Genomic DNA, 20,708 nt, shown 5'->3' with positions numbered 1-20,708 from the left:
CCTTTCCGATTTTCTGGGTGGCCATATGGACGCCGCAACAACTGAAACACCGCTCGCAGCCGACGAGCAAAAAACCAAGTACAACTTCGATAAGCTTGCCAAGCGTCTACGGCATGCCGTTGGTGATGCCATTAACGACTTCGGCATGATCGAACAGGGTGACCGCATCATGGTATGCATGTCCGGCGGCAAGGACAGCTATACGATGCTGGACATTCTGCTCAGCCTGCAAAGAAGTGCACCAATTGATTTCCAATTGGTGGCAGTCAACCTGGACCAGAAACAACCCGGCTTTCCTGAGCATGTGCTCCCTGAGTATTTGCAAGCGCTGGGTGTGGAATACCGGATCATCGAAGAAGACACGTACTCCATCGTCAAACGTGTGATTGAAGATGGTAAAACCACGTGTGGCCTGTGTTCGCGCTTGCGCCGCGGCATTCTGTACCGAGTAGCCGACGAGCTGAACTGTACGAAGATTGCGCTCGGCCACCACCGTGACGACATTCTAGAAACCTTGTTCCTCAACATGTTCCATGGCGGCCGACTAAAGGCTATGCCCCCCAAATTGGTCAGTGATGACGGCAAGCATATGGTGATCCGCCCACTTGCCTATTGCCGTGAAAAGGACATCGAACGCTACGCCAGCTTACGTCAATTTCCCATCATTCCCTGCAATCTGTGCGGTTCACAGCCTAATCTGCAGCGTGAGGTGGTCGGTCAAATGCTCAAGGATTGGGATAAACGCTTCCCCGGTCGGCTGGAAACCATGTTTCGGTCCTTGCAAAACGTTGTGCCATCTCATCTGGCCGACCCCAAGCAATTCAACTTTGTCGGCCTGCAAACCCAAGACGCCCCCTATGTCGATGGCGATACGGCCTTCGACACACCGGAACTACCCACCTTATCACCAGATCATCCATTTGCCAGCGTAAGTATCCTTGATAGCCGTGAGCGTACTGGAGGGTGCCACTGATGCGTTTTGGTCGCCGTGTACATAAGTCGCTTCACGATGATGTTGTTGTCGATGTCAGCGAAAAAGATGGTATTCGTTCGTTGCATTTAGGCTCGGAAGCCATTCAGAGTTCCATGCGGGTACGTGATCCCATAGAGCTTGTGCTAGGTTACAGCCGCTGCATGTTCAGCTTTTTGCTGTTTCGCGACGTACCCAATAGCATGGTTGTTATCGGCCTGGGTGGGGGATCAATTCCCAAGTTCGTACATCACTACATGCAGGACACTTCCATTGTCGCAGTGGAACTGCTGCCCCAGGTAGTGCATGTGGCCCGCAGCATGTTTTGTCTGCCACAGGATGATGAGCGCTTACAGGTCGTTATCGGAGATGGCGCCACATACATTGCAGATATGGTGAACCCCGTAGATGTCATCATGCTGGATGCCTTTGGTCCAACAGGTATTGCCGAAAGCCTTTCCACCGAAGACTTCTTTGGTAACTGCCGTAACCGGCTTACCACCGATGGCAGCCTGCTCGTCAACCTGTGGGGGTCCGACCCCCGCTTCCAAGTGTATGTGGATCGACTTACGCGTGCATTTGATGGGCAGGTGCTTTGTTTACCCGCCCGTCAGCGCGGCAATATCACAGCAATCTGCTTCAAACGTGGTAGCCACAATCCCAGCTGGAGCAGCCTAAAAGAACGAGCCAGCGTACTGGAAGCCCACTTTCCCCTGGAATTCAGCGAGTTCGTGACCGACCTGACTCGTATGAATGAGCATAACGATCGTCGCTTAGTAATCTAGACACCTGCTGAAGCGCTTGCTGCGCAACCCTATGTACTCTAAATACATTTTAAGTACTGAGTTACGCTTTACTTGGTTAACAGTGGCTCACGCCAAAAGCATAAACAGGTTCTAAACCAACACTAATCGGCCGCGCTTTCCATCACCGGGCCAATGTGAAAAAATCACTGCAATTTAACGATTTATACGGTGATACCCATGCTCGATCGAGACGGTTATCGCCCCAACGTTGGCATCATTATCTGCAACGACAAAAACCAGGTTTTTTGGGGCAAGCGAGTTCGCGAACACTCCTGGCAATTCCCGCAAGGAGGCATCAAATCAGGTGAAACCCCCGAACAAGCGATGTATCGGGAACTGATGGAGGAAACAGGATTAAAGCCCGAGCATGTACGCATCCTGGGGCGCACACGTGACTGGTTACGATACGATGTGCCCACCCATTGGGTTAGGCGGGAGTGGCGTGGTACCTACAAAGGGCAAAAGCAAATCTGGTTTCTTTTGCGTTTGGTAGGCCGTGAATGTGATGTGTCGCTACGTGCTTCACATCATCCGGAATTCGATGCATGGCGTTGGAATGATTACTGGGCCCCATTGGAAGCCGTCATCGAGTTCAAGCGTGGTGTTTATGAACACGCATTGTCTGAGCTGGCACGGTTTCTGAACCCTGTTCCACGGCAACGCCCACAGAACCGAACACAAGACGTACAAAACTAAAGAACCGGCGTGATTTTCACGCCGGTTCTTTAATTTTAGGCAACGATGACACTACTACGGCAAAATGGGCCGCAACTGAGGTTCAGCCAGATAACCTAGTTCGGCCTTGCCAAGACTACGCATCAACACAAACCGTATCTTTCCATCCAGCACTTTTTTGTCCTGCGCCATTAACGCCATCCAACGCTCATAGCCCAGGGTGGGTGCATCAACAGGCAAACGAGCGTTGGCCAACAGAGCTTTCAGTCTTTCAACATCTCCACTATCAAGCCAACCCAGATGACGGGAAGCCTCTGCAGCTAACACCATGCCTGCAGCAATTGCCTCTCCATGAAGCCACTTCCCATAGCCAAGACCAGCCTCGATCGCGTGGCCAAAGGTATGACCAAGATTGAGTAAGGCACGTACCCCTTCTTCCCGTTCGTCAGCAGCCACAATCCTCGCTTTATTACGGCACGATCTTTTAACCGCATAAGCAACGACATCAAGGTCCCGCTGCATCAATGCCCCAATATTGGCTTCAAGCCATCGCAGAAATAGCAAGTCATCAATCAAGCCGTACTTGATCACTTCCGCCAAACCCGCAGCGTATTCACGCTCAGGTAACGTCAATAAGGTATCAAGATCAGCAAGAACCAATCGGGGTTGGTAGAAAGCGCCAATCATGTTCTTACCTAGCGGATGATTGATTGCCGTCTTGCCACCTACAGAAGAATCCACCTGCGCCAGCAGCGTGGTTGGCACCTGTATAAACGGCATACCACGCTGGTAGATAGCTGCGGCAAACCCTGTCATGTCACCAACTACACCACCACCGAGCGCAATCAGCGTAGTCTTACGCTCACAACGATGTTCAAGCAATGCATCGAGAATCAGATTCAGTGTTTCCCAATTTTTGTATTGCTCTCCGTCAGGCAACACAATGGGTAAGGTATTTACTCCTGCCTGTTCCAAGACACGCCGAAACTCATCAAGATATAGTGCCGCAACCGTCACATTAGTAACAATCGCAACCCTGGGTTGAGACAGCACCTTAATTAGCGGCGTTATGTCTTTCAGCAAGCCTCTGGCAATCAAAATCTGATACGGAGCATGATCTAGCTCAACGGGTACGGTCAGCATATTTACTTTGCAGATCATTCAAGATGTGAAGGGCCAGCTGATTGACACTTTGCCGGCTGGTATCGACAACCAGATCAGCGATCTCCCGATATAAGGGGTCCCGTTCGGCATACAGTGCATGTAGCCGAGCCCTGGGGTCTGCTGTCTGTAGTAAAGGACGGTTCTTGTCCAGACGAGTGCGTTGGTACAACTCATCCGGCGACGCACGTAGATAAATTACAAACCCGCTATTAGCCAAACAGCGTCGGTTTTCCGGGTTCAAAATGGCACCGCCACCAGTTGCCAACACCACCTCATGTAAAGCGGTTAGCTCGCTGATGACTTCCACTTCACGCTGGCGAAATCCAACCTCACCTTCGACTTCGAAGATGTGTGGGATGCGAACACCTGTTCGCGACTCGATCTCATGGTCACTGTCATAGAAGACTTTGTTCGTCAAACGCGCCAACGCACGCCCGACTGTCGTCTTCCCTGCGCCCATCAAGCCAACTAGAAAAAAATTGCCCGGCAAATTCATGCCGGGCATTGTAGCGGAATACAGCCTGTTCAGCGCAGAGTCAATGCATCATCCAAGATACGCGGGGTAATAAAAATCAGCAGTTCTTTCTTCGTGTTTCGCTTGTTATTACTTTTAAATAAATGGCCAAGCACGGGAATATCACCTAGCAAAGGTACCTTCGATTGCCCATCAGTATCTTCAAGTTCATAAATGCCGCCAATAACAGCAGTATCTCCATTCCCAATCAATACCTTGGTCTCTACACTGCTTGTATCGATTACTGGCGAAGCACCTGCCGTTTTAATTGCATCCTTAATAATTTTCAACTCCATAAATACCCGACCATCAGGTGTAATCCGCGGGGTTACATCCAGCTGCAGAACTGCTTCTTTCTCTTCAAGCGTGGTCCCGTTATTACCTGAGTCTTTGGTCACATAAAATCGATTACCCTGCTTGATTGTAGCTTTTTGTTGATCACCCGTTACTATTCTTGGGCTAGATACTGTCCGTCCGTTGCCACTCGCTTCCAATGCCTGCAACTCTAAGCCCAACAATGCACCAACACTGCGATTCAGCAAAGTCATACTGATCTTGCCTGGTGTACCTCCAGTAGTACCGTTTGTTGCAGGCAAAGACACAGCATTACCATTTATCGTGCCTGTAATATCGCCTGAATTTGCCATAGAAATCCCATCTTCAAGGGTATGGCCAAACATTACACGGTTTTTGCTACCCAGCGTTCTATCGCCGCGAATATTCAATTTAACCCCAAGATCACGGCTAAAGCTATCATTCGCAATAACTACCCTAGCTTCAATCATGACCTGCCGCGCAGCTACATCTGAACGAATAAGCAATGCTCGAATTTCATCCAACTTAGACGGAATATCACTCACTAGCAGTACATTATTACGCGCTTCAACAATAGCGCTACCTCGCTTACTGAGGAATGATTGCTTATCGGATGTGAGCATCGCCCGAATATCTTCTGCTTTCAGGTAATTTAATTGAAACGATTCAGTTCGTAATGGCTCTATATCCGCAATTTGGGCTTTAGCTTCCAGAGCAAGCTTTTCACGTGAAGCAATCTCTTCACGAGGAGCTACCCACGTGACATTCCCATTGTCACGTTTATCCAAGCCCTTACTCTGTAAAATCAAATCCAATGCCTGATCCCAGGGAACATCTTTTAACCGAAGGGTCAGATTACCGTTCACCGTATCGCTAGTAATAATGTTCTTACCCGTAAATTCAGCAATTACCTGCAAAACCGTACGAACCTCAACATTCTGGAAGTTAAGTGACAGCTTTTCGCCCTTGTACGCTGGCTTATCAAGCTGAGCTAATTTCTTTGCCTGCTCATCCACATTCTTTACTTCAACCACAAAACGGGTATCTGTTTGATAAGCGGAATACTCCCAAGTACCCTTTGGCTCTACCACCATTTTGACAGTCTCACCTTGAGCATAGCTGTCAATCGTCTGGACTGGCGTTCCGAAATCTGTCACATCCATTCGGCGCTCAAATTGCCGTGGCAGCGCCGTTTTCGCAAATTCAAGCACAAGTGTCTTGCCTTGTTGCCGAAGGTCGATACCAACTGTTGGACTGGACAAATCGATAATGATTCTCCCCTCGCCTGCTTTGCCTCTCCTGAAATCCATATCGCGGATTGACTCTCTGCCTTTATTCTGCGCAGAAGAGAATTGCGTAGAAGAAGCAGCGGCTGCTTGTGCATCGGTAGCATTTAAGCTGAGAACAATCCTGTTCCCATCCACACGCGTCTCATAAGCCGCAGGCCTTACCAAACCAAGCACAACACGAGTACGGCCACCGGACTCCGCCAGACTCACACCCTTGAGATTGGCACCAGCCACAGGAAAGCTGGATTTACCTGTTTCATTAACCGTATTGACGAAATCAAACGCCAATCGCGGTGGCGTATTAACGACAAAACTTGCCGGCACCTTAACAGGCCGTTGCATCATCAGTATGACTTCCTGTCGCTCAACAGAGTCTGAGCGCACCTCAACCGATTTAATTGCGTTCGGCTCCTCGGCAAGAACAGTACCGGCAAGTAGCAGAAATACAGAATTTTTCAGCCAACCAAACCAAGACCGCTTATTCATTTCTTCTGCTCCGTTTCTTCCAGGTTCAGCACGCTAGTGCGTTCCACCCAGTCCCCACCACTATCTTCAACAATCTCTTTCAGAGAAATCTCTGATTCAGAAATTGCAGTCACCATACCAAAGTTCTGCCCCATATAACCGCCCAGCTTTATACGGTAAAGATTTCCATCTGGTGCCTTAATCAAGGCATTAATTTCCTTACCCCGCTGGAGAGTTCCCACCATCCGAAGCTTTTCCAGGTCATACGCTTCTAAAGTCTCACGCGGTCGATTCAAATTGGGTGCCAATAGACCACCCGACTTCTTTGCGACCTCCATCTTGCTCCTGTTAAACGGATCAACAAGATCAAAAGCAGCGTAAATAAATGGCTCATAAGGCTTAACTTCTGGCAAAGGGTCAATATGTCCCTTTAACCCTGCACTACTCTGATCCATCCAAGCCTTTAGATCACCAAACTCCTCCCCCATACATGCCGTAAGGAAGAGCACTGGAATCAATATAAAGATTTTCTTGAACATGATGGATACTCGTCAGCCCTTATTCTTCTTGGCCGCAGCTTCGGCCTTCCGAATTTCGATTGCTTCTTCCGCATCCAGAGCACGATAAGTACTGGCGACGGCTTGCATTGACAACGATCCCCCACCGCCCTGGGCAGGAAGTACAATTTGCATATTTCCTAAGGTGACGATTCTGGACAACTGAGAAACATCACTGGCAAATGCCGCTAAGTCGTGATAGGTGCCATTAAGTTTTATTTCTATGGGCCGCTGGGCAAATTCAGCAGTTTTAGTCTCCGCCGCAGCTGGTTTGAAAAGCTCAAATTGCAAGCCGCGACCTACACCAGATTGATTGATCTCAGTAATGAGCGTTTCCATCTCTGCTTTACTTGGTAATTGCTTGAGCAATGCACCAAACGACTCCTGGATCTCCGCCAACTGTTGCCTATACGCATCCAGATTTATCGCTTTGGCTTTTCTTTCCAAATAAGCTTGCTTCAACTCTTCTTCTTTAGCGCGCCCCTGTTCTAATTCTGTATTTTGATCAGCCAGAATCAGGAAATATCCTGCAGCCACAATCAAAGCGATTAATGCTACCAGAGCACCCACCTGTAATGAAGCCGGCCAATTGGCAATATCCTTGGGATCGAGACTTCGTAATTCATCGATATTCATTGCTGCGTTCCCTTTTTCGCCTTGGCAGCTGGATCCTCATCTGCCTCTCGGGTAACAAGCACAGTCAACCTAAACATATTAAGCCGCTGTCCCGTTTTAGCATCTGCTGTGATATCAATCAAATTAGGCTGCTCAAAGACTGGGGAATCATTCAAACTACGCATCAACGTCGATACCCGCGCACTAGATTGCGCATATCCAGTCAGGGTAATCAGATTGTTTTCCTGCTTGATCTCGGATAAATATATGCCTTCTGGCGTTTGTCTCGTTAATTGATCAAGTATCTGAACAGCCTCACTACGATTCGACTGCAAGCGCTCAACAACCTTTTTCCGATCCAACAACATTTGACGCTCTTTCTTGAGCGTTTCAATTTCAGCTATTTGCTTGTCGAGCTTTGCATTTTCTTCTTCAAGAAAGGCATTACGCTCACCCTGCTGGGCAATTTGTGCAGCTAACGCTATATACCCAAAGGCAACAATCGCTATACCTATACCCGCAGAGATACCTGCCAGCACCGCAAACCGAGCTAAACGAGCCTTCCGTTTTTGCTCACGGTGAGGCAACAGATTTATTCTTATCATGAATCAAACCTCCGCATTGCCAAACCACAAGCTATTAAAAGCGAAGGCGCATCTAATAGCAATTGACGCGTTTTTATGCGCGAGGACTGACTCATATTAAGGAAGGGGTTAGCAATCATCGTACTAACCTGAGTCCTGCTCGCCACCACCTCATCCAACCCTGGTATCACACTACATCCACCAGCAAGCAAGATATGGTCAACACTGTTATATTGTGTCGATGTAAAAAAGAATTGCAAGGCACGGGAAATTTCTGTTGCCAACGAATCCATGAAGGGTTGCAATACCTCCGGTTCATAATTGTCCGGCAGCCCTCCATTACGCTTAGCCGCTTCCGCTTCTTCTGGCGAAAGGCTGAACTTTCGCTGTATATCGTGGGTCAATTGATTCCCACCAAATGCCTGCTCACGGGAATAAACCTGTTGACCGTCTCGCAGTACATTGATATGCATCATTGCAGCACCAATATCTGCGATAACAACCGTCTGTCCCCTGCCATTGCTAGGAAGTTGTCGCTCAATCAACTCATAGGCAGCCTGGGTCGCAAAGGACTCAACATCCATGACCATCGCTTTTAATCCAGCAGCTTCTACAGCAGCCACTCGATCTTCAACTTTCTCTTTTCGCGATGCGGCGATCAGAATCTCAACTTCGTCCGGTGTTGCCGCAGAAGGGCCAAGAACTTGAAAATCTAAATTAACTTCATCTAAGGCAAAAGGAATGTATTGGTTAGCTTCAGTCTCTACTTGCTGTTCCAATTCATTCTCAGTCTGTCCAGCGGGAACAGTAATCTTCTTTGTAATTACTGCAGCTGCAGGCAATGCCAATGCGACACCTTTAACCCGGGTACCCATGACACGCCAAGCTCGCTTGACCGCTTCAGACACGGCATCTAGATTCGCGATGTTTCCATCGCTGACAGCATCTTTTGGTAAAGGCTCAATGACATAACGCTCAACCGTGAGATGTTTCCCGGCCTCTGAAAGCTCAACTAGCTTAACAGCCGAGGTACTAATGTCCACCCCGATCATGGGTGGCGCCTTTGGCTTTAGGAAATCGAGATTCAACTTGAATTTCCCTTTTAAAATTTAGGTTAGCAGGGGTTGTTTCAAAAATTTCACGTTAAATCCTAGCAGCCCACCTTTACAGTGTAAAGCCGATTTATGCATTTATTCTAAACCCTTGTTTACCTAACAACGCGTTAGAATGCAAACGTCAAACTTAGAAAGACTTATTTATCATGATGCAACGTTGGCTAGTGCTCATAGCCTGCTTGGTTTGTGCTCTGATCGTCGCCCTTGTTGGTGCGATTACCCTCACATTAGTTTTTACCTACCCACGCTTGCCATCACTCGAGACACTCACTGACTACAAACCAAAAATACCCTTGCGTATCTTTACTGCCGATGGTGTACAAATCGGCGAATTTGGTGAAGAACGACGAGATTTCGTACCAATCGAAAAAGTGCCTCTCCTGATGAAACAGGCGATTCTTGCAGCAGAAGATGAGCGCTTTTACAGTCATGGTGGCGTTGATTACATTGGTGTAGCCCGTGCGGCTTTATCAAATCTTGCTTCAGGTCATGCTCAATCTGGAGCAAGTACGATCACAATGCAAGTCGCGCGAAACTTCTTTCTTTCTAGTGAGAAAACTTTTTCTCGCAAGTTTAACGAAGCGCTCTTGTCGTTCAAGATAGAGCATAGTTTGTCGAAAGACAAAATTCTGGAAATTTATATAAACCAGATCTATCTTGGGCAAAGGGCCTATGGGTTCTCTGCAGCTGCACAAGCATATTATGGAAAATCACTGCCAAGTCTGAGCATTGCAGAAATGGCAATGCTAGCAGGATTGCCGAAAGCGCCATCCAGCTACAATCCTATAGTCAATCCCAAACGAGCTAAGTTACGTCAGCAATATGTTTTGCGCAGAATGCGCGAATTGCAGATGATTGATGAAGCTCAATTTGATAGTGCAAAGACTGAGCCTTTAACTGTAGTTAGAAAGAGTGAAAGTTTTAGTGTTCCGGCTGAATATGTTGCAGAGATGGCTAGACAATTTGCTGTCGACAAATATAAAGATGCTGCGTATACGCAAGGCTTTCAAATCTACACCACACTGTTAGCAAATCATCAAACAGCTGCCTATCAGTCAGCACGCAATGGCATATTGGCTTATGACCGGCGCCATGGGTATAGAGGCCCGGAAGGTTTTATTGAATTAAACAACTCGGATAGCATGCAGCGCGAAAGGTTGGATGAAAAACTTTCTGAACTTCCTCCTATTCCTAGCCTATTTCCCGCAATAGTAACCCGTGTTTCAAATAATACAATCGATGCATATTTACCTTCGCAAGGAACTGTAACGGTTACCGCCAAAGGACTGCAATTTGCCAGCCGAGCACTTAATAATAAGTTAGCGCCTACACAAAGAATTAGAGTAGGCGCGATCATTCGTCTGCAACAAGTAAAAGAAGAATGGCAGGTCGTGCAGCTTCCAGATGTAGAAGTAGCCATGGTGGCTATGGATCCCAACGATGGCGCTATCAAAGCTTTAGTGGGTGGATTTGATTTCAATAGAAACAAATTTAATCACGTCACTCAGGCCTGGCGTCAACCCGGCTCCACATTCAAGCCGTTCATCTATTCTGCTGGAATAGAACGTGGATTTACGCCAGCCACTCAAATCAACGATGCCCCATTGATTATTGATCCCGCTTCGATAGGTGGACAGCGCTGGGAGCCTAAGAATTTCGATGGCAAGTTCATGGGTATGATGACGTTACGGGATGCCCTGACTAAATCAAAAAATCTCGTTTCGATTCGTATTCTCCAGTCCATCACACCCAACTATGCACAAGCATATATCAGCAAGTTTGGCTTTGAGGCTAAAAACCACCCCGCTTATCTGACAATGGCGCTGGGAGCGGGTATGGTCACTCCGTTGCAAATGGCTGAAGGGTATAGCGTCTTTGCCAATTCCGGCTACCGTGTACCTTCTTACTTCATCGATCACGTAACAGATGCCAAAGGTCAGGTCATTGCACGTACACAACCTGTTCACGCAGGTGAAAATGCCGAACGTACATTGGATGCGAGAAATGCCTTCATCATGACCAGCATCATGCGTGATGTAACTCGCTTTGGTACTGCCGCCAAGGCTTCCGTATTGAACCGTAACGACCTGGCAGGAAAAACCGGTACGACCAATGATACCCATGATGCTTGGTTTGCTGGTTATACCCCCGATCTGGTCGCTGTAAGCTGGGTGGGATTCGACCAACCCAAGTCTCTAGGCGGCTCAGAAACTGGTGGGGCAGCAGCATTGCCTATCTGGATCGAGTACATCGGCCAAGTGCTTAAGGATGTTCCAGAACGGACCAAATCTATGCCGGATGGCGTAATTGTGGTGCCTACAGAAACATCTCGTGGTCTACGCGATGAATACTTCTATGCCGAGTTCCCACAGACCAATCCTGAATTGGGTCTGGATAATGCAAGTACCGGCAATACAGACCCGATTGAAGATGAAGTAAAAGATATGCTTTTCTAGAGTTTTACGGGTAGCTCAAAGCAGCCGTTAGTGGGGATGAAATACAGCTCAGGCCCCCACTACGGCTACGTAGCGCCATCTAAAAGATGTTTTAAAACTTGTTTGTGATCTGTCACGAGCAGCTGTCAGCAGGATGAAGCGCAGAAACCGGAATGTATTTGAGTACATGAGACTGCGAACTTCTTGGTTCGGAGCACCGTAGCAGTTCGACGCCCCCCCTTGCGGGGACTTTCAAGCAGCCCATACCCAGATCACAGCCGTACAGCAAGACCGTAAACGGGTTCTTACAACCAACGACGCCGCCAAAATACGAAGCCCATCCCACCAGCAATGAGCCCCATAATCCCCCAAACCAGGAAGTAACCGTACTGCCAATGCAGTTCAGGCATGAAATCGAAGTTCATGCCATACACCCCCACAATAAAGGTCAACGGCATGAAGATGGTGGCAATGACCGTCAACATCCTCATCTCTCGATTTAACCGATTACCCTGGTTGGACATATAAAAGTCCGTTAAACCACCCACCAGGTCACGCAGCATTTCCTGCGCTTCGATCAAATGAACAGCGTGATCGTACACATCACGTAAGTAGATCTGGGTTTCAGAGCAGAAGTAATCACTGTCATCTCGCTGCAGTGAATTCAGCACTTCCCGCATAGGCCACAGCGCCCGACGTAGATAAAGCATTTCGCGCCGCAATGCATGAATCCGCTGCAAAACCCCGACATGCGCACCCTCCCCTACCTCATCCTCCAAGCTTTCAACCTGCTCGCCCAAAGCCTCTAGCACACCAAAGTAGCGATCAACTATCTTGTCTAGCAGGGCGTACACCAGATAGTCCGCACCCAGCTTACGTACTTGGCCAGCCCCCTTGCGCAGCTGCTCACGAATCTGATTGAAAGTGCCGCTAGGGTGTTCTTGAAAGGTCAGCACCCACCCTCGGCCCAATATGATGGATATCTGCTCACCAACAACGCAACTGTTTTCCGTATCGAAACGACCGAGCTTGGCAACGATATATAGATAGTTTTCGTAAGCTTCGACTTTGGTCCGCTGATTGGTATTGAGAATATCTTCCAACGTCAACGGGTGCAGCCCAAAACGGCGCCCTACCTCCAGCAGAAGTTCCACGTTGCTTAGGCCGTGGACATTCAACCATAGGGCGGGAAACGTCGGCGTGAAGTTCCGACCGTGCTCCAACGATGTAAATACGGTCTCGCGCAGGTCTTGCTCGCCAGGTCCGTATTCCATCAACGTTGCAAGAGTTTCTCCAGCTGGGTTACCTGTATCGCCCAATGAACCAGATGCCATATTCGCTTGAGCTGCCAACTTCGACAGCAAGCGCCGCTTTTTGCCCACTTCACGCGCCCCAATGCTGGAAATTTGCTGATAGTGCCAACAAATGACCGGCCTCACGCCACTCTTCGGCTTCCTGCAACAGCGCAGTATGGGTCAATGGGTTCGCCTGCAGCCATTCACTGGGCGCATCCAAACCAAAGCCATTCCGATTGACCGTCAGACTAATAGGCGGTGTTTCGCGATCAGTACGGCTACGGCTACACAATACTGCCAGCCGCAGAGCCAACACCCGTGCCCAACGGTCCTTGGTCAAGGCGCCCAATTTCTTCAGCCCCCCCTTATGGCCTAGCACCAATAAGGCAACCCGGGCTTGTTCCTGACTCGAAAAGCCCGGCATATCAGCATGCTGGAGGATATATGCAGAATGCTTGTGATAACTGGAATGGGATATCGACAGACCTATCTCATGTAACCGCGCAGCCCAAAGCAGGATATTCAAGTCCGCATCAGGGTCGATCTCCATACTGGCTGCGAGCTTCTGGTAAAAAGCTTCCGCCAGTTTGGCTACCCGTTCCTGCTGCGCTAAATCCACATGGTACCGACGCTTGAACTGTGTAACCGTTACCTCACGCAAATCGCGCTGATGTTGCCGGCCAACTAAGTCATAGAGCACACCGTCTCTTAATGCGCCTAAGGTGATAGACATTTTCTCGACACCAAGTTCTGCAAAAACTGCGGACATAATCGCAAAACCACCAGGCAACACAGGGCGGCGGTCAGCCCGCAACCCATTGAGTTGTACCGCATCGATATGCCCTGCCTTAAGCATGAGTTCACGTAGCTTCTCCATGCCTGCTACAGTGAGCCCGCCACTACTTAAGCCATTTAATTCCAAGATGTCACCTAGGGAACGCGCCGTACCCGATGTACCGATAGCCTGTTGCCAATGTTTGTGGTTGAACTCGTGAACAATCGCCTGCAGCTCACTGCGGGCTGCGAGCTCTGCATCTCGCAGAGCTTGTTTGGTTATCTTGCCGGCGGGGAAGAATTTCAGGCTGTAGCTGACACACCCCATCAGCAGGCTTTCCGTCTTCATCGGCTTGAACTGCTGGCCAACAATAAACTCCGTACTGCCGCCACCAATATCGACAACCAGCCGCTTCTCACGCCCTGCCGGTAACGAATGGGCAGCACCGATATAAATCAGCCGCGCCTCTTCCCGACCTGCAATCACTTCAATAGGAAATCCAAGCGCCGCTTCGGCACGGGGCAGGAAGTCCGCTGAATTCTTTGCCACCCGAAGCGTACTTGTCGCCACAACCCGGACATGTTCTGGGGGCATCCCTCTCAATCGTTCACCAAAACGCGCCAAGGCTGCCAAGGCACGAGCCTGCCCCTTATTATCCAGATTGCCACGTGTATCCAGCGCTGCGGCAAAACGGACGGTATCCTTCAGCGCATCAAGCGGGTACACCTGGTCATCCACCACCCGGGCAACCTGCAAACGAAAGCTATTGGACCCAAGGTCAACAGCAGCGATGGTATGGGGAGGGGTCATTTCTACGAAACCGGCAGGAACGATGGCCGGATTGTCTGAAGCAGGGGAGGAAAATACAAGCCCCCCATCCGACAAGGGGCCTGTTTACGACACAAAATCAATTCAGCGGGCTTGCTTTTCAATCTCTTCAACCGGGCTATGTCTAACATCAATACCTTTGACCAGATAGACTACGTACTCGGCAATATTCTTGGCGTGGTCCCCAACCCGTTCTATGGCTTTTGCGATTTCGATAATCTCCAGCGCCAGGCTGATAGTGCGCGGGTCTTCCATCATGTAAGTGATCAGTTGACGCTGAATCGCCTTGAATTCTTCATCGAGCTTGATGTCTTCACGCGCGACAGTTCCCGCTACGCTCGGGTCCAACCTGGCAAATCCATCCAAGGCAGTGCGCAACATACTTAAAGCAATGTTTGACTGATAGGTCAGGTCAGACATACGCGGCACGCTTACCCGGCCTTCGCCATAAATCTGCTTGGTACGGCGAGCAATCTTGCATGCTTTGTCGCCAATACGCTCCAGATCATTCACAACCTTGTTCACAGTCAACACCATGCGCAGATCACTGGCTGCAGGCTGACGGCGGGCGATGATATGCATGACATCGTCGTCTATTTCGACATGCATGGCATTTACGCGGTTCTCGGTTTCAATCACCTTGTCGATCAACGCAAGATCGCCACCTTCCAGCGCTGCCATCGCATCACCGAACTGCTCTTCTACCAAGCCGGCCATCGCCAGTATCTTGGCACGGGCCATTTCGAGTTCTGCATCGAATTGTTTGGAAATATGTTCCGACATGGCTTGATCCCTAAATTTGAGCTGGTTACCTGTTCACGATCTGTCATAGGCAGCAGTGGGGACAAGATTGTAAACAGGTTCAGAGGTCATCAGAATGACACCGAGGCACACTCTGACATGCCGAGCACCGCCAGCCAAAAGAAATTTCCGTGACAACGTATCAGCGATAGGTCTGCACGCCAGTGGCTGTACCCAACAGCAGCACGTCTGCCCGGCGGCGTGCAAACAAGCCATTCGTGACTACACCAACAATCTGGTTGATCTCGCCTTCCAATTTGCCCGGTTCAGCAATCTGCAGTCCGTGTACATCGATAATCACGTTCCCATTATCAGTAAGCACACCCTCGCGGTAGACGGGCCGACCGCCCAACAGTACCAATTCCCGGGCTACATGGCTCCGCGCCATTGGGATCACCTCAACAGGCAGGGGAAATGTCCCGAGTACATCAACCAGCTTGGTCTCATCGGCGATACAGATAAATTGTTCAGCAACTGCAGCGACAATTTTTTCGCGAGTTAGCGCAGCGCCACCACCTTTGATCGCTTGCAAATGGCGATTGATCTCATCCGCACCATCGACGTAGACAGGGATACGATCCACTGCGTTCATGTCATAGACCGTAATACCATTTGCTTTCAAGCGGGCGGCAGAAGCTTCTGAACTGGCCACTGCGCCATCAATCCGACCTTTGATCTCAGCCAACGCATCAATGAAATGATTGGCAGTAGAGCCAGTCCCCACCCCGACTACCGAATTGTCGGGAATAAAAGCAATCGCAGCACGTGCCGCAGCACGCTTCATTTCATCGAGACTCATCGCTTCTGACTCCTGCAAAGGGAAAACAAAGCCAGAATTATACCGATGCGCCGGCGTTGAGCTTGCGAAGAAACTTTTCAATCCCAGCCAGCAGCATTTCGATGGAAATCGCCGTCAGTATCAATCCCATCAACCGCTCAAATGCCATCGTGACCTGTTCGCCAAGAAACGCTGCGATCCGTTCCGCAAAACCCAGCACAACCGCAGACACCAACATGGCCACAGTCAGGGCGCCAATCCACTCCCACATTCTGTCCGGCTCACGCGATACCAACAGCAGTACAGTGGCAATCGCTGATGGACCAGCAATAAATGGAATTGCCAAAGGCACAAGAAAGGGCTCACCTTTGACTTGATGGGCAAATGCACCTTCTGGATGAGGAAAGATCATCTTCAATGCAATCAGAAAAAGAATCACCCCACCAGCAATACCCAGCGATGTTTCAGTAAGGTGCATCACTTCCAATACCCGACTCCCAAACAACAGGAAGAACAACAGGATCAGAAAGGCAAGGAAGACCTCTCGAATAATGATGCGCCGGCGTTTAGCTGCATCAACCTGCTTTAAGAGACCAACAAATAAAGGAATATTTCCTAACGGATCGGTCACCAGAATCAATAAGACCGTGGCTGAAATAAAAGATGAAGTTTCCATAGGCAGAGTTCGACGGGAAGACATTACATAGTAGTTGGCGACCATAGTTGCGGCCAAAAACCAAACTCCTACTGCTTGATGGCAATAGGGGTCTCATCGCTATCTTAATTGGTACTTAGATCCGCTAACAAAACCCTTCTGGCGTTGTTGCGCAAGCTTGCCGTACCTACGGTATTGTCTACGCTTGCGCGCCTAGCCAGAATCGCTTCGTTGGGTTTTGTTAGCGACTCTTCAGGCGGGTTGGTGTTACTATGCACCGGAGTTCGTAAGGAGTAAGCGAGTATTCCGGGGACTTGTAACGCAGTATTGCCGACTCACAGTAAATTTTGAGTAGACTCTTACAGTGCAGCGATAACCTTGATCTCAACCTTATATTCCGGCGCTGCCAAACGGGACTCCACAGTGGCTCGTGCCGGAGTATGGCCTTGCGGTACCCAGGCTGTCCAAGCCCTGTTCATGGCGTCGTAATCCGCCATATCTGCCAGCCAGATTTGCGCAGTTAGTATCTTCGCTTTATCACTGCCTACTTCGCCAAGCAGACGGTCGATCATCGCCAGTATTTCTTCAGTTTGTGCCTGAGCATCTGCATTCAACGTGACATCCGCCACTTGGCCTGCAAGATAGACCGTGTTGTTGTGGACGACGATCTCGGACAGGCGCGGGCCGACGTGATAGCGCTGAATAGACATGACATTTCCTAAAAAAACAAAAACAAAGGGCGGCTCAAGGCCGCCCCGGCTGACTTAACAGCAATTATGCCAGTGCTATGCCACGTAGACGCAAGGAGAAATCACGTAGCGCTTCTATGCCACTCGCCTCTGCCCGTATACACCAATCCTGCAGTTGCTTAAGTAACTGCTCCTTGGAGTAAGAAGAGCGTTCCCACAACACAGTCAGTTCCTGGCGCATACGATAAATTGTGTCCAAGGTCTTGGACTCTGCCAACAATGCATCCAAACTGGCCTGCTCATGTTGCGGCGTATCTTTACGGTCCTGTTTCAACCAGCGCTTCATGGCACTATGCGGGTTCATCCCTGTACTGGACAGATTAGGCATGCGCTCACGCAATACTTCCACCTCTGCAGATACCGTCTCTTTGAACTGGCGGGCATACGCCGCCGCAATCTCATAACGATTGGCAATGATTGCTTGTAGGGTATCAAGATCTGCCAAAGGTTTGGGCGCTACCACTCGTACAGACGGCGCTACGCGACGCACCTTGGCCAAGCCCATTATTTCCAATATCCGGATATACATCCAGCCGATATCAAATTCGAACCATTTATTCGACAACTTGGCGGACGTACCAAATGTATGGTGATTGTTATGCAACTCCTCGCCACCAATCAAAATACCCCAAGGCACAATATTGGTTGAAGCATCTTCATTCTCGAAATTACGATAACCCCAATAATGACCAATTCCATTGATAATGCCCGCAGCAGTCAACGGAATCCAAACCATCTGCACAGCCCATATCCAGATACCATTCACACCAAACAAGAGCAGATTCAACACAGCCATAAGCGTCACACCCCATACACTGCGCTTGGTATAGATATGACGTTCAAGCCAATCATCAGGTGTGCCGTGACCATATTTCTCCATGGTTTCTTTATTCTTCGACTCGGTCCGATAAAGCTCCGCCCCCTCAAAGAATACTTTCTTGATACCAAATATCTGAGGGCTATGCGGATCTTCCGGCGTTTCACACTTGGCATGATGCTTACGGTGGATCGATGCCCATTCTTTAGTGACCATGCCTGTGGTCAACCAAAGCCAGAATCGAAAAAAGTGGCTGGGAATCGGGTGTAGATCAAGTGCCCGATGTGCCTGATGACGGTGTAAGAAGATGGTTACGGAAGCGATGGTAATGTGCGTCAAACCCAACGCCACAACGATATAACCCCACCAAGGCAAATCAATCAGACCATTTAGCCACGAAAGCATAGAAATTCCTTGTGTGCAGAAAGGTAGTGCCGCGAATTCTACGCTGGAACAATCACCTAGCGCGCGCTCGAACTCTGATCGGCATCAAGACTCATCGACATTCCCGCAGGAGTAATTAAATGAAGATCACGACGAGGGTACGGGATTTCTATGCCGTGCTGCGCAAAGGATTTCCAGATCTTGATATTGAGCTGCGAGCGTAAGGCAGCAGTACCTAGTCCCGGATCCACAATCCAAAAAGCAAGTTCCAAATCGATACCGCTTTCACCAAAACCTTTTACAAATACCTGAGGACTAGGCTCTGTAAGGATACGGGTCTCGTCATGCGTTGTATCAGTTAATAAAGCAATAGCTTGGTCCAGGTCAGTGTCATAGGCCACCTGTACTGGCAGTACTACTCTTAATAATTGATCTGAATGGGATAAATTCAAGACTGTATTGGTGATCAACGTCTCATTAGGAATAATCGCCTCAGTACCATCGCCCAACTTCAACAATACATACCGCGAAGTAATGGCAGTAATCGTTCCCTGACGATTATCGATATTCACCAAGTCACCAATCCGGATAGAGCCATCAAGCAAAATAATGAAGCCAGAAACATAGTTGCTGGCGATCTTTTGCAAACCAAAACCCAACCCAACCCCAAGTGCGCCACCAAATACAGACAGTACCGTCAGATCAATGCCCACCAAGGACAAAGCAATCATCACACCAACAATGACCAATAGGGTGCGAATGACTTTCGTAATCACCACGCGCAGACTGAGGTTAATCGACTGCGCACCCATCATCCGTTGTTCAAATAGACGCCCAAGCCACAACGCAAATAGCATCGTGATAATTACGGACAACAGTCCGCGCAAGATCATCAACACAGAAATACGTTGCTTACCTATCGCAAAACTGACTTCATCCAGCCCTGCCTGAATTTCTGGGAGCAGTCCAGTAATATGCAAGGCAAAGCCAATCCATAATATTCCTGCTACCCAGGGAATAGCACGGCGTACCCATACTACCTGCGCAAAAACTTCCCGTAGCAAATAGACCGCGGCACGGACAAGTACCAATGTCGACAGCAGGCTGGTCGCCAAACGCAACAGCGTGACACTATGCCCCTCGCGCCAAATTAATGCTGCTAACTCGACACTGAGCCAAAACAGAAGCGGAAAGAGTAAACGCGAAACGCCTTCTGAACCAAAACGCCAGCTCGCCTCACCGGCCTTACGTAACTTCGGTCGGAAAAACCGACTTAGCACCCAGGCCAATACGGCACTACCTAGCAGAATCAGTAGCTGCTTTCCCAGATGTGGTTCAATCAACCCTGCCCGCTGGAATTCTTCCAGAAAGTCATAAAGCGGCGTAGTACGTGGATTCGTTGGCATAGTTCTCAACCTGCTGAACGAATCTTGTGCAACGTTGCAGTTGTCGAAGTATTAAACCGAAATGGGATTGAGTGAACCTGCCCTCCCCAACTCAAGACTTCCTTACTTCCTACAATGTTCTCTGGTGACCAATCACCACCCTTAACCAAGATCTCAGGCCGTATGGTCATGATCAGTTCATGCGGTGTATCTGCATCAAACCAGGTAACAAAATCAACTGACTCCAACGAGGCCAATACGGCAGCTCGATTCTCTGTCGAGTTAATCGGGCGATCATCACCTTTGCCTAAGCGCTTTACAGATGCATCTGTATTTATGGCAACCACCATGGCAGCACCGAGCGCTCTGGCTTGCGCCAAATAAGTCACATGACCACGGTGCAGAATGTCAAAACACCCATTGGTAAATACCAATGGGTGTTTCATAGAAGCAATTCGCTCAGCCAGTAGTTCCGGTGAACATAGCTTGCTTTCAAACAAAGGCAATTCATACAAGGCCATCAGGTAGTCTCTCTCAGAACAAATTCCAACTCGGGAATTAAACCACGCTTCTTCAGCTTTACCCAAAGCCTCTTCTATCTCTAAAACCCGCAAAGCAAAAGCCCCGATCTCTGTTGAGACCGGGGCTTCACTATAAGGCGCCTGGCAGTGACCTACTTTCACACGGGAGATCCGCACTATCATCGGCGCGGTGTCGTTTCACTGTCCTGTTCGAGA

Annotated in this window: 20 protein-coding genes; 4 read left to right on the top strand and 16 right to left on the bottom strand. The window is 49.2% G+C overall.

Features of this window, described 5'->3' with window-relative positions; all coding sequences use genetic code 11:
- Nucleotides 1–25: 25 nt before the first annotated feature.
- The 3 genes from ttcA to ACUHMQ_RS15925 all read left to right on the top strand — a co-directional run bounded on the left by ttcA (nt 26) and on the right by ACUHMQ_RS15925 (nt 2,472).
- Nucleotides 26–973: a tRNA 2-thiocytidine(32) synthetase TtcA gene (gene ttcA, locus ACUHMQ_RS15935; RefSeq protein WP_445296452.1), complete on the top strand. Its 948-nt coding sequence runs from the start codon at nt 26–28 to the stop codon at nt 971–973.
- The gene (locus ACUHMQ_RS15930; RefSeq protein ID WP_445296451.1) at nt 973–1,755 is read left to right on the top strand and encodes a polyamine aminopropyltransferase; all 783 of its coding nucleotides are present in this window, start codon (nt 973–975) and stop codon (nt 1,753–1,755) included. The genes ttcA and ACUHMQ_RS15930 overlap by 1 nt, the downstream gene beginning before the upstream one ends.
- Nucleotides 1,756–1,953: 198 nt before the next feature.
- A complete protein-coding gene (locus ACUHMQ_RS15925) occupies nt 1,954–2,472 on the top strand; it encodes an RNA pyrophosphohydrolase (protein WP_445296450.1) in 519 nt (172 codons plus the stop codon).
- Nucleotides 2,473–2,526: 54 nt separating this feature from the next.
- Here ACUHMQ_RS15925 and aroB read toward each other — a convergent pair whose 3' ends face one another.
- Genes aroB through ACUHMQ_RS15890 form a run of 7 tightly spaced genes read right to left on the bottom strand, consistent with a single transcriptional unit; the run spans nt 2,527 to nt 9,006 of the window.
- Complete coding sequence (aroB, locus tag ACUHMQ_RS15920) at nt 2,527–3,594, bottom strand: 3-dehydroquinate synthase (RefSeq protein ID WP_445296449.1); 1,068 nt, start codon at nt 3,592–3,594, stop codon at nt 2,527–2,529.
- Nucleotides 3,575–4,120, bottom strand: a complete 546-nt coding sequence (locus ACUHMQ_RS15915; RefSeq protein WP_445296448.1) for a shikimate kinase — start codon at nt 4,118–4,120, stop codon at nt 3,575–3,577. The genes aroB and ACUHMQ_RS15915 overlap by 20 nt, the downstream gene beginning before the upstream one ends.
- A 20-nt stretch (nt 4,121–4,140) precedes the next feature.
- Nucleotides 4,141–6,219, bottom strand: coding sequence for a type IV pilus secretin PilQ (locus ACUHMQ_RS15910; RefSeq protein WP_445296447.1), 2,079 nt, complete (start codon nt 6,217–6,219; stop codon nt 4,141–4,143).
- The gene (locus tag ACUHMQ_RS15905; protein ID WP_445296446.1) at nt 6,216–6,737 is read right to left on the bottom strand and encodes a pilus assembly protein PilP; all 522 of its coding nucleotides are present in this window, start codon (nt 6,735–6,737) and stop codon (nt 6,216–6,218) included. The genes ACUHMQ_RS15910 and ACUHMQ_RS15905 overlap by 4 nt, the downstream gene beginning before the upstream one ends.
- A gap of 12 nt (nt 6,738–6,749) precedes the next feature.
- Nucleotides 6,750–7,391: a type IV pilus inner membrane component PilO gene (locus ACUHMQ_RS15900; protein WP_445296445.1), complete on the bottom strand. Its 642-nt coding sequence runs from the start codon at nt 7,389–7,391 to the stop codon at nt 6,750–6,752.
- The gene (locus tag ACUHMQ_RS15895; RefSeq protein ID WP_445296444.1) at nt 7,388–7,975 is read right to left on the bottom strand and encodes a PilN domain-containing protein; all 588 of its coding nucleotides are present in this window, start codon (nt 7,973–7,975) and stop codon (nt 7,388–7,390) included. Before ACUHMQ_RS15895 ends, ACUHMQ_RS15900 begins: the two co-directional genes overlap by 4 nt.
- Complete coding sequence (locus ACUHMQ_RS15890) at nt 7,972–9,006, bottom strand: pilus assembly protein PilM (protein ID WP_445296443.1); 1,035 nt, start codon at nt 9,004–9,006, stop codon at nt 7,972–7,974. Before ACUHMQ_RS15890 ends, ACUHMQ_RS15895 begins: the two co-directional genes overlap by 4 nt.
- Before the next feature lie 209 nt (nt 9,007–9,215).
- Here ACUHMQ_RS15890 and ACUHMQ_RS15885 point away from each other — a divergent pair, with 209 nt between their 5' ends.
- Nucleotides 9,216–11,525, top strand: coding sequence for a penicillin-binding protein 1A (locus ACUHMQ_RS15885; RefSeq protein ID WP_445296442.1), 2,310 nt, complete (start codon nt 9,216–9,218; stop codon nt 11,523–11,525).
- Between the two features lie 284 nt (nt 11,526–11,809).
- Here ACUHMQ_RS15885 and corA read toward each other — a convergent pair whose 3' ends face one another.
- The 9 genes from corA to rfaE2 form a co-directional block, all read right to left on the bottom strand.
- Nucleotides 11,810–12,943, bottom strand: a complete 1,134-nt coding sequence (gene corA / locus ACUHMQ_RS15880) for a magnesium/cobalt transporter CorA (protein ID WP_445296441.1) — start codon at nt 12,941–12,943, stop codon at nt 11,810–11,812.
- A complete protein-coding gene (gene ppx / locus ACUHMQ_RS15875) occupies nt 12,888–14,384 on the bottom strand; it encodes an exopolyphosphatase (RefSeq protein ID WP_445296440.1) in 1,497 nt (498 codons plus the stop codon). Before ppx ends, corA begins: the two co-directional genes overlap by 56 nt.
- Before the next feature lie 102 nt (nt 14,385–14,486).
- Nucleotides 14,487–15,185, bottom strand: coding sequence for a phosphate signaling complex protein PhoU (gene phoU / locus ACUHMQ_RS15870; protein WP_445296439.1), 699 nt, complete (start codon nt 15,183–15,185; stop codon nt 14,487–14,489).
- Nucleotides 15,186–15,345: 160 nt separating this feature from the next.
- Entirely contained in the window at nt 15,346–16,002 is a 657-nt protein-coding gene (gene rpiA / locus ACUHMQ_RS15865; protein WP_445296438.1) for a ribose-5-phosphate isomerase RpiA, read from the bottom strand.
- A gap of 37 nt (nt 16,003–16,039) precedes the next feature.
- A complete protein-coding gene (locus tag ACUHMQ_RS15860) occupies nt 16,040–16,657 on the bottom strand; it encodes a MarC family protein (protein ID WP_445296437.1) in 618 nt (205 codons plus the stop codon).
- A gap of 338 nt (nt 16,658–16,995) precedes the next feature.
- Nucleotides 16,996–17,346, bottom strand: a complete 351-nt coding sequence (locus tag ACUHMQ_RS15855; RefSeq protein ID WP_445296436.1) for a RidA family protein — start codon at nt 17,344–17,346, stop codon at nt 16,996–16,998.
- Between the two features lie 64 nt (nt 17,347–17,410).
- Entirely contained in the window at nt 17,411–18,607 is a 1,197-nt protein-coding gene (locus tag ACUHMQ_RS15850; protein ID WP_445296435.1) for a DesA family fatty acid desaturase, read from the bottom strand.
- Nucleotides 18,608–18,663: 56 nt separating this feature from the next.
- The gene (locus ACUHMQ_RS15845) at nt 18,664–19,992 is read right to left on the bottom strand and encodes a mechanosensitive ion channel family protein (RefSeq protein ID WP_445296434.1); all 1,329 of its coding nucleotides are present in this window, start codon (nt 19,990–19,992) and stop codon (nt 18,664–18,666) included.
- Nucleotides 19,993–19,997: 5 nt separating this feature from the next.
- Nucleotides 19,998–20,492, bottom strand: a complete 495-nt coding sequence (gene rfaE2 / locus ACUHMQ_RS15840; protein WP_445296460.1) for a D-glycero-beta-D-manno-heptose 1-phosphate adenylyltransferase — start codon at nt 20,490–20,492, stop codon at nt 19,998–20,000.
- Nucleotides 20,493–20,708: the final 216 nt, after the last annotated feature.

The sequence above is a fragment of the Chitinimonas violaceus genome (assembly GCF_052601015.1).
The sequence above is the reverse complement of the archived record's forward strand: the minus strand, read 5'-3'. Positions and strand labels throughout refer to the sequence as shown.

Excerpts from the sequence above, each read along its gene's own strand:
- ttcA (WP_445296452.1), top strand. The coding sequence starts at position 26 with ATGGACGCCGCAACAACTGAAACACCGCTCGCAGCCGACGAGCAAAAA.
- ACUHMQ_RS15930 (WP_445296451.1), top strand. The coding sequence starts at position 973 with ATGCGTTTTGGTCGCCGTGTACATAAGTCGCTTCACGATGATGTTGTT.
- ACUHMQ_RS15925 (WP_445296450.1), top strand. The coding sequence starts at position 1,954 with ATGCTCGATCGAGACGGTTATCGCCCCAACGTTGGCATCATTATCTGC.
- aroB (WP_445296449.1), bottom strand. The coding sequence starts at position 3,594 with ATGCTGACCGTACCCGTTGAGCTAGATCATGCTCCGTATCAGATTTTG.
- ACUHMQ_RS15915 (WP_445296448.1), bottom strand. The coding sequence starts at position 4,120 with ATGCCCGGCATGAATTTGCCGGGCAATTTTTTTCTAGTTGGCTTGATG.
- ACUHMQ_RS15910 (WP_445296447.1), bottom strand. The coding sequence starts at position 6,219 with ATGAATAAGCGGTCTTGGTTTGGTTGGCTGAAAAATTCTGTATTTCTG.
- ACUHMQ_RS15905 (WP_445296446.1), bottom strand. The coding sequence starts at position 6,737 with ATGTTCAAGAAAATCTTTATATTGATTCCAGTGCTCTTCCTTACGGCA.
- ACUHMQ_RS15900 (WP_445296445.1), bottom strand. The coding sequence starts at position 7,391 with ATGAATATCGATGAATTACGAAGTCTCGATCCCAAGGATATTGCCAAT.
- ACUHMQ_RS15895 (WP_445296444.1), bottom strand. The coding sequence starts at position 7,975 with ATGATAAGAATAAATCTGTTGCCTCACCGTGAGCAAAAACGGAAGGCT.
- ACUHMQ_RS15890 (WP_445296443.1), bottom strand. The coding sequence starts at position 9,006 with ATGATCGGGGTGGACATTAGTACCTCGGCTGTTAAGCTAGTTGAGCTT.
- ACUHMQ_RS15885 (WP_445296442.1), top strand. The coding sequence starts at position 9,216 with ATGATGCAACGTTGGCTAGTGCTCATAGCCTGCTTGGTTTGTGCTCTG.
- ppx (WP_445296440.1), bottom strand. The coding sequence starts at position 14,384 with ATGACCCCTCCCCATACCATCGCTGCTGTTGACCTTGGGTCCAATAGC.
- phoU (WP_445296439.1), bottom strand. The coding sequence starts at position 15,185 with ATGTCGGAACATATTTCCAAACAATTCGATGCAGAACTCGAAATGGCC.
- rpiA (WP_445296438.1), bottom strand. The coding sequence starts at position 16,002 with ATGAGTCTCGATGAAATGAAGCGTGCTGCGGCACGTGCTGCGATTGCT.
- ACUHMQ_RS15860 (WP_445296437.1), bottom strand. The coding sequence starts at position 16,657 with ATGGAAACTTCATCTTTTATTTCAGCCACGGTCTTATTGATTCTGGTG.
- ACUHMQ_RS15855 (WP_445296436.1), bottom strand. The coding sequence starts at position 17,346 with ATGTCTATTCAGCGCTATCACGTCGGCCCGCGCCTGTCCGAGATCGTC.
- ACUHMQ_RS15850 (WP_445296435.1), bottom strand. The coding sequence starts at position 18,607 with ATGCTTTCGTGGCTAAATGGTCTGATTGATTTGCCTTGGTGGGGTTAT.
- ACUHMQ_RS15845 (WP_445296434.1), bottom strand. The coding sequence starts at position 19,992 with ATGCCAACGAATCCACGTACTACGCCGCTTTATGACTTTCTGGAAGAA.
- rfaE2 (WP_445296460.1), bottom strand. The coding sequence starts at position 20,492 with ATGGCCTTGTATGAATTGCCTTTGTTTGAAAGCAAGCTATGTTCACCG.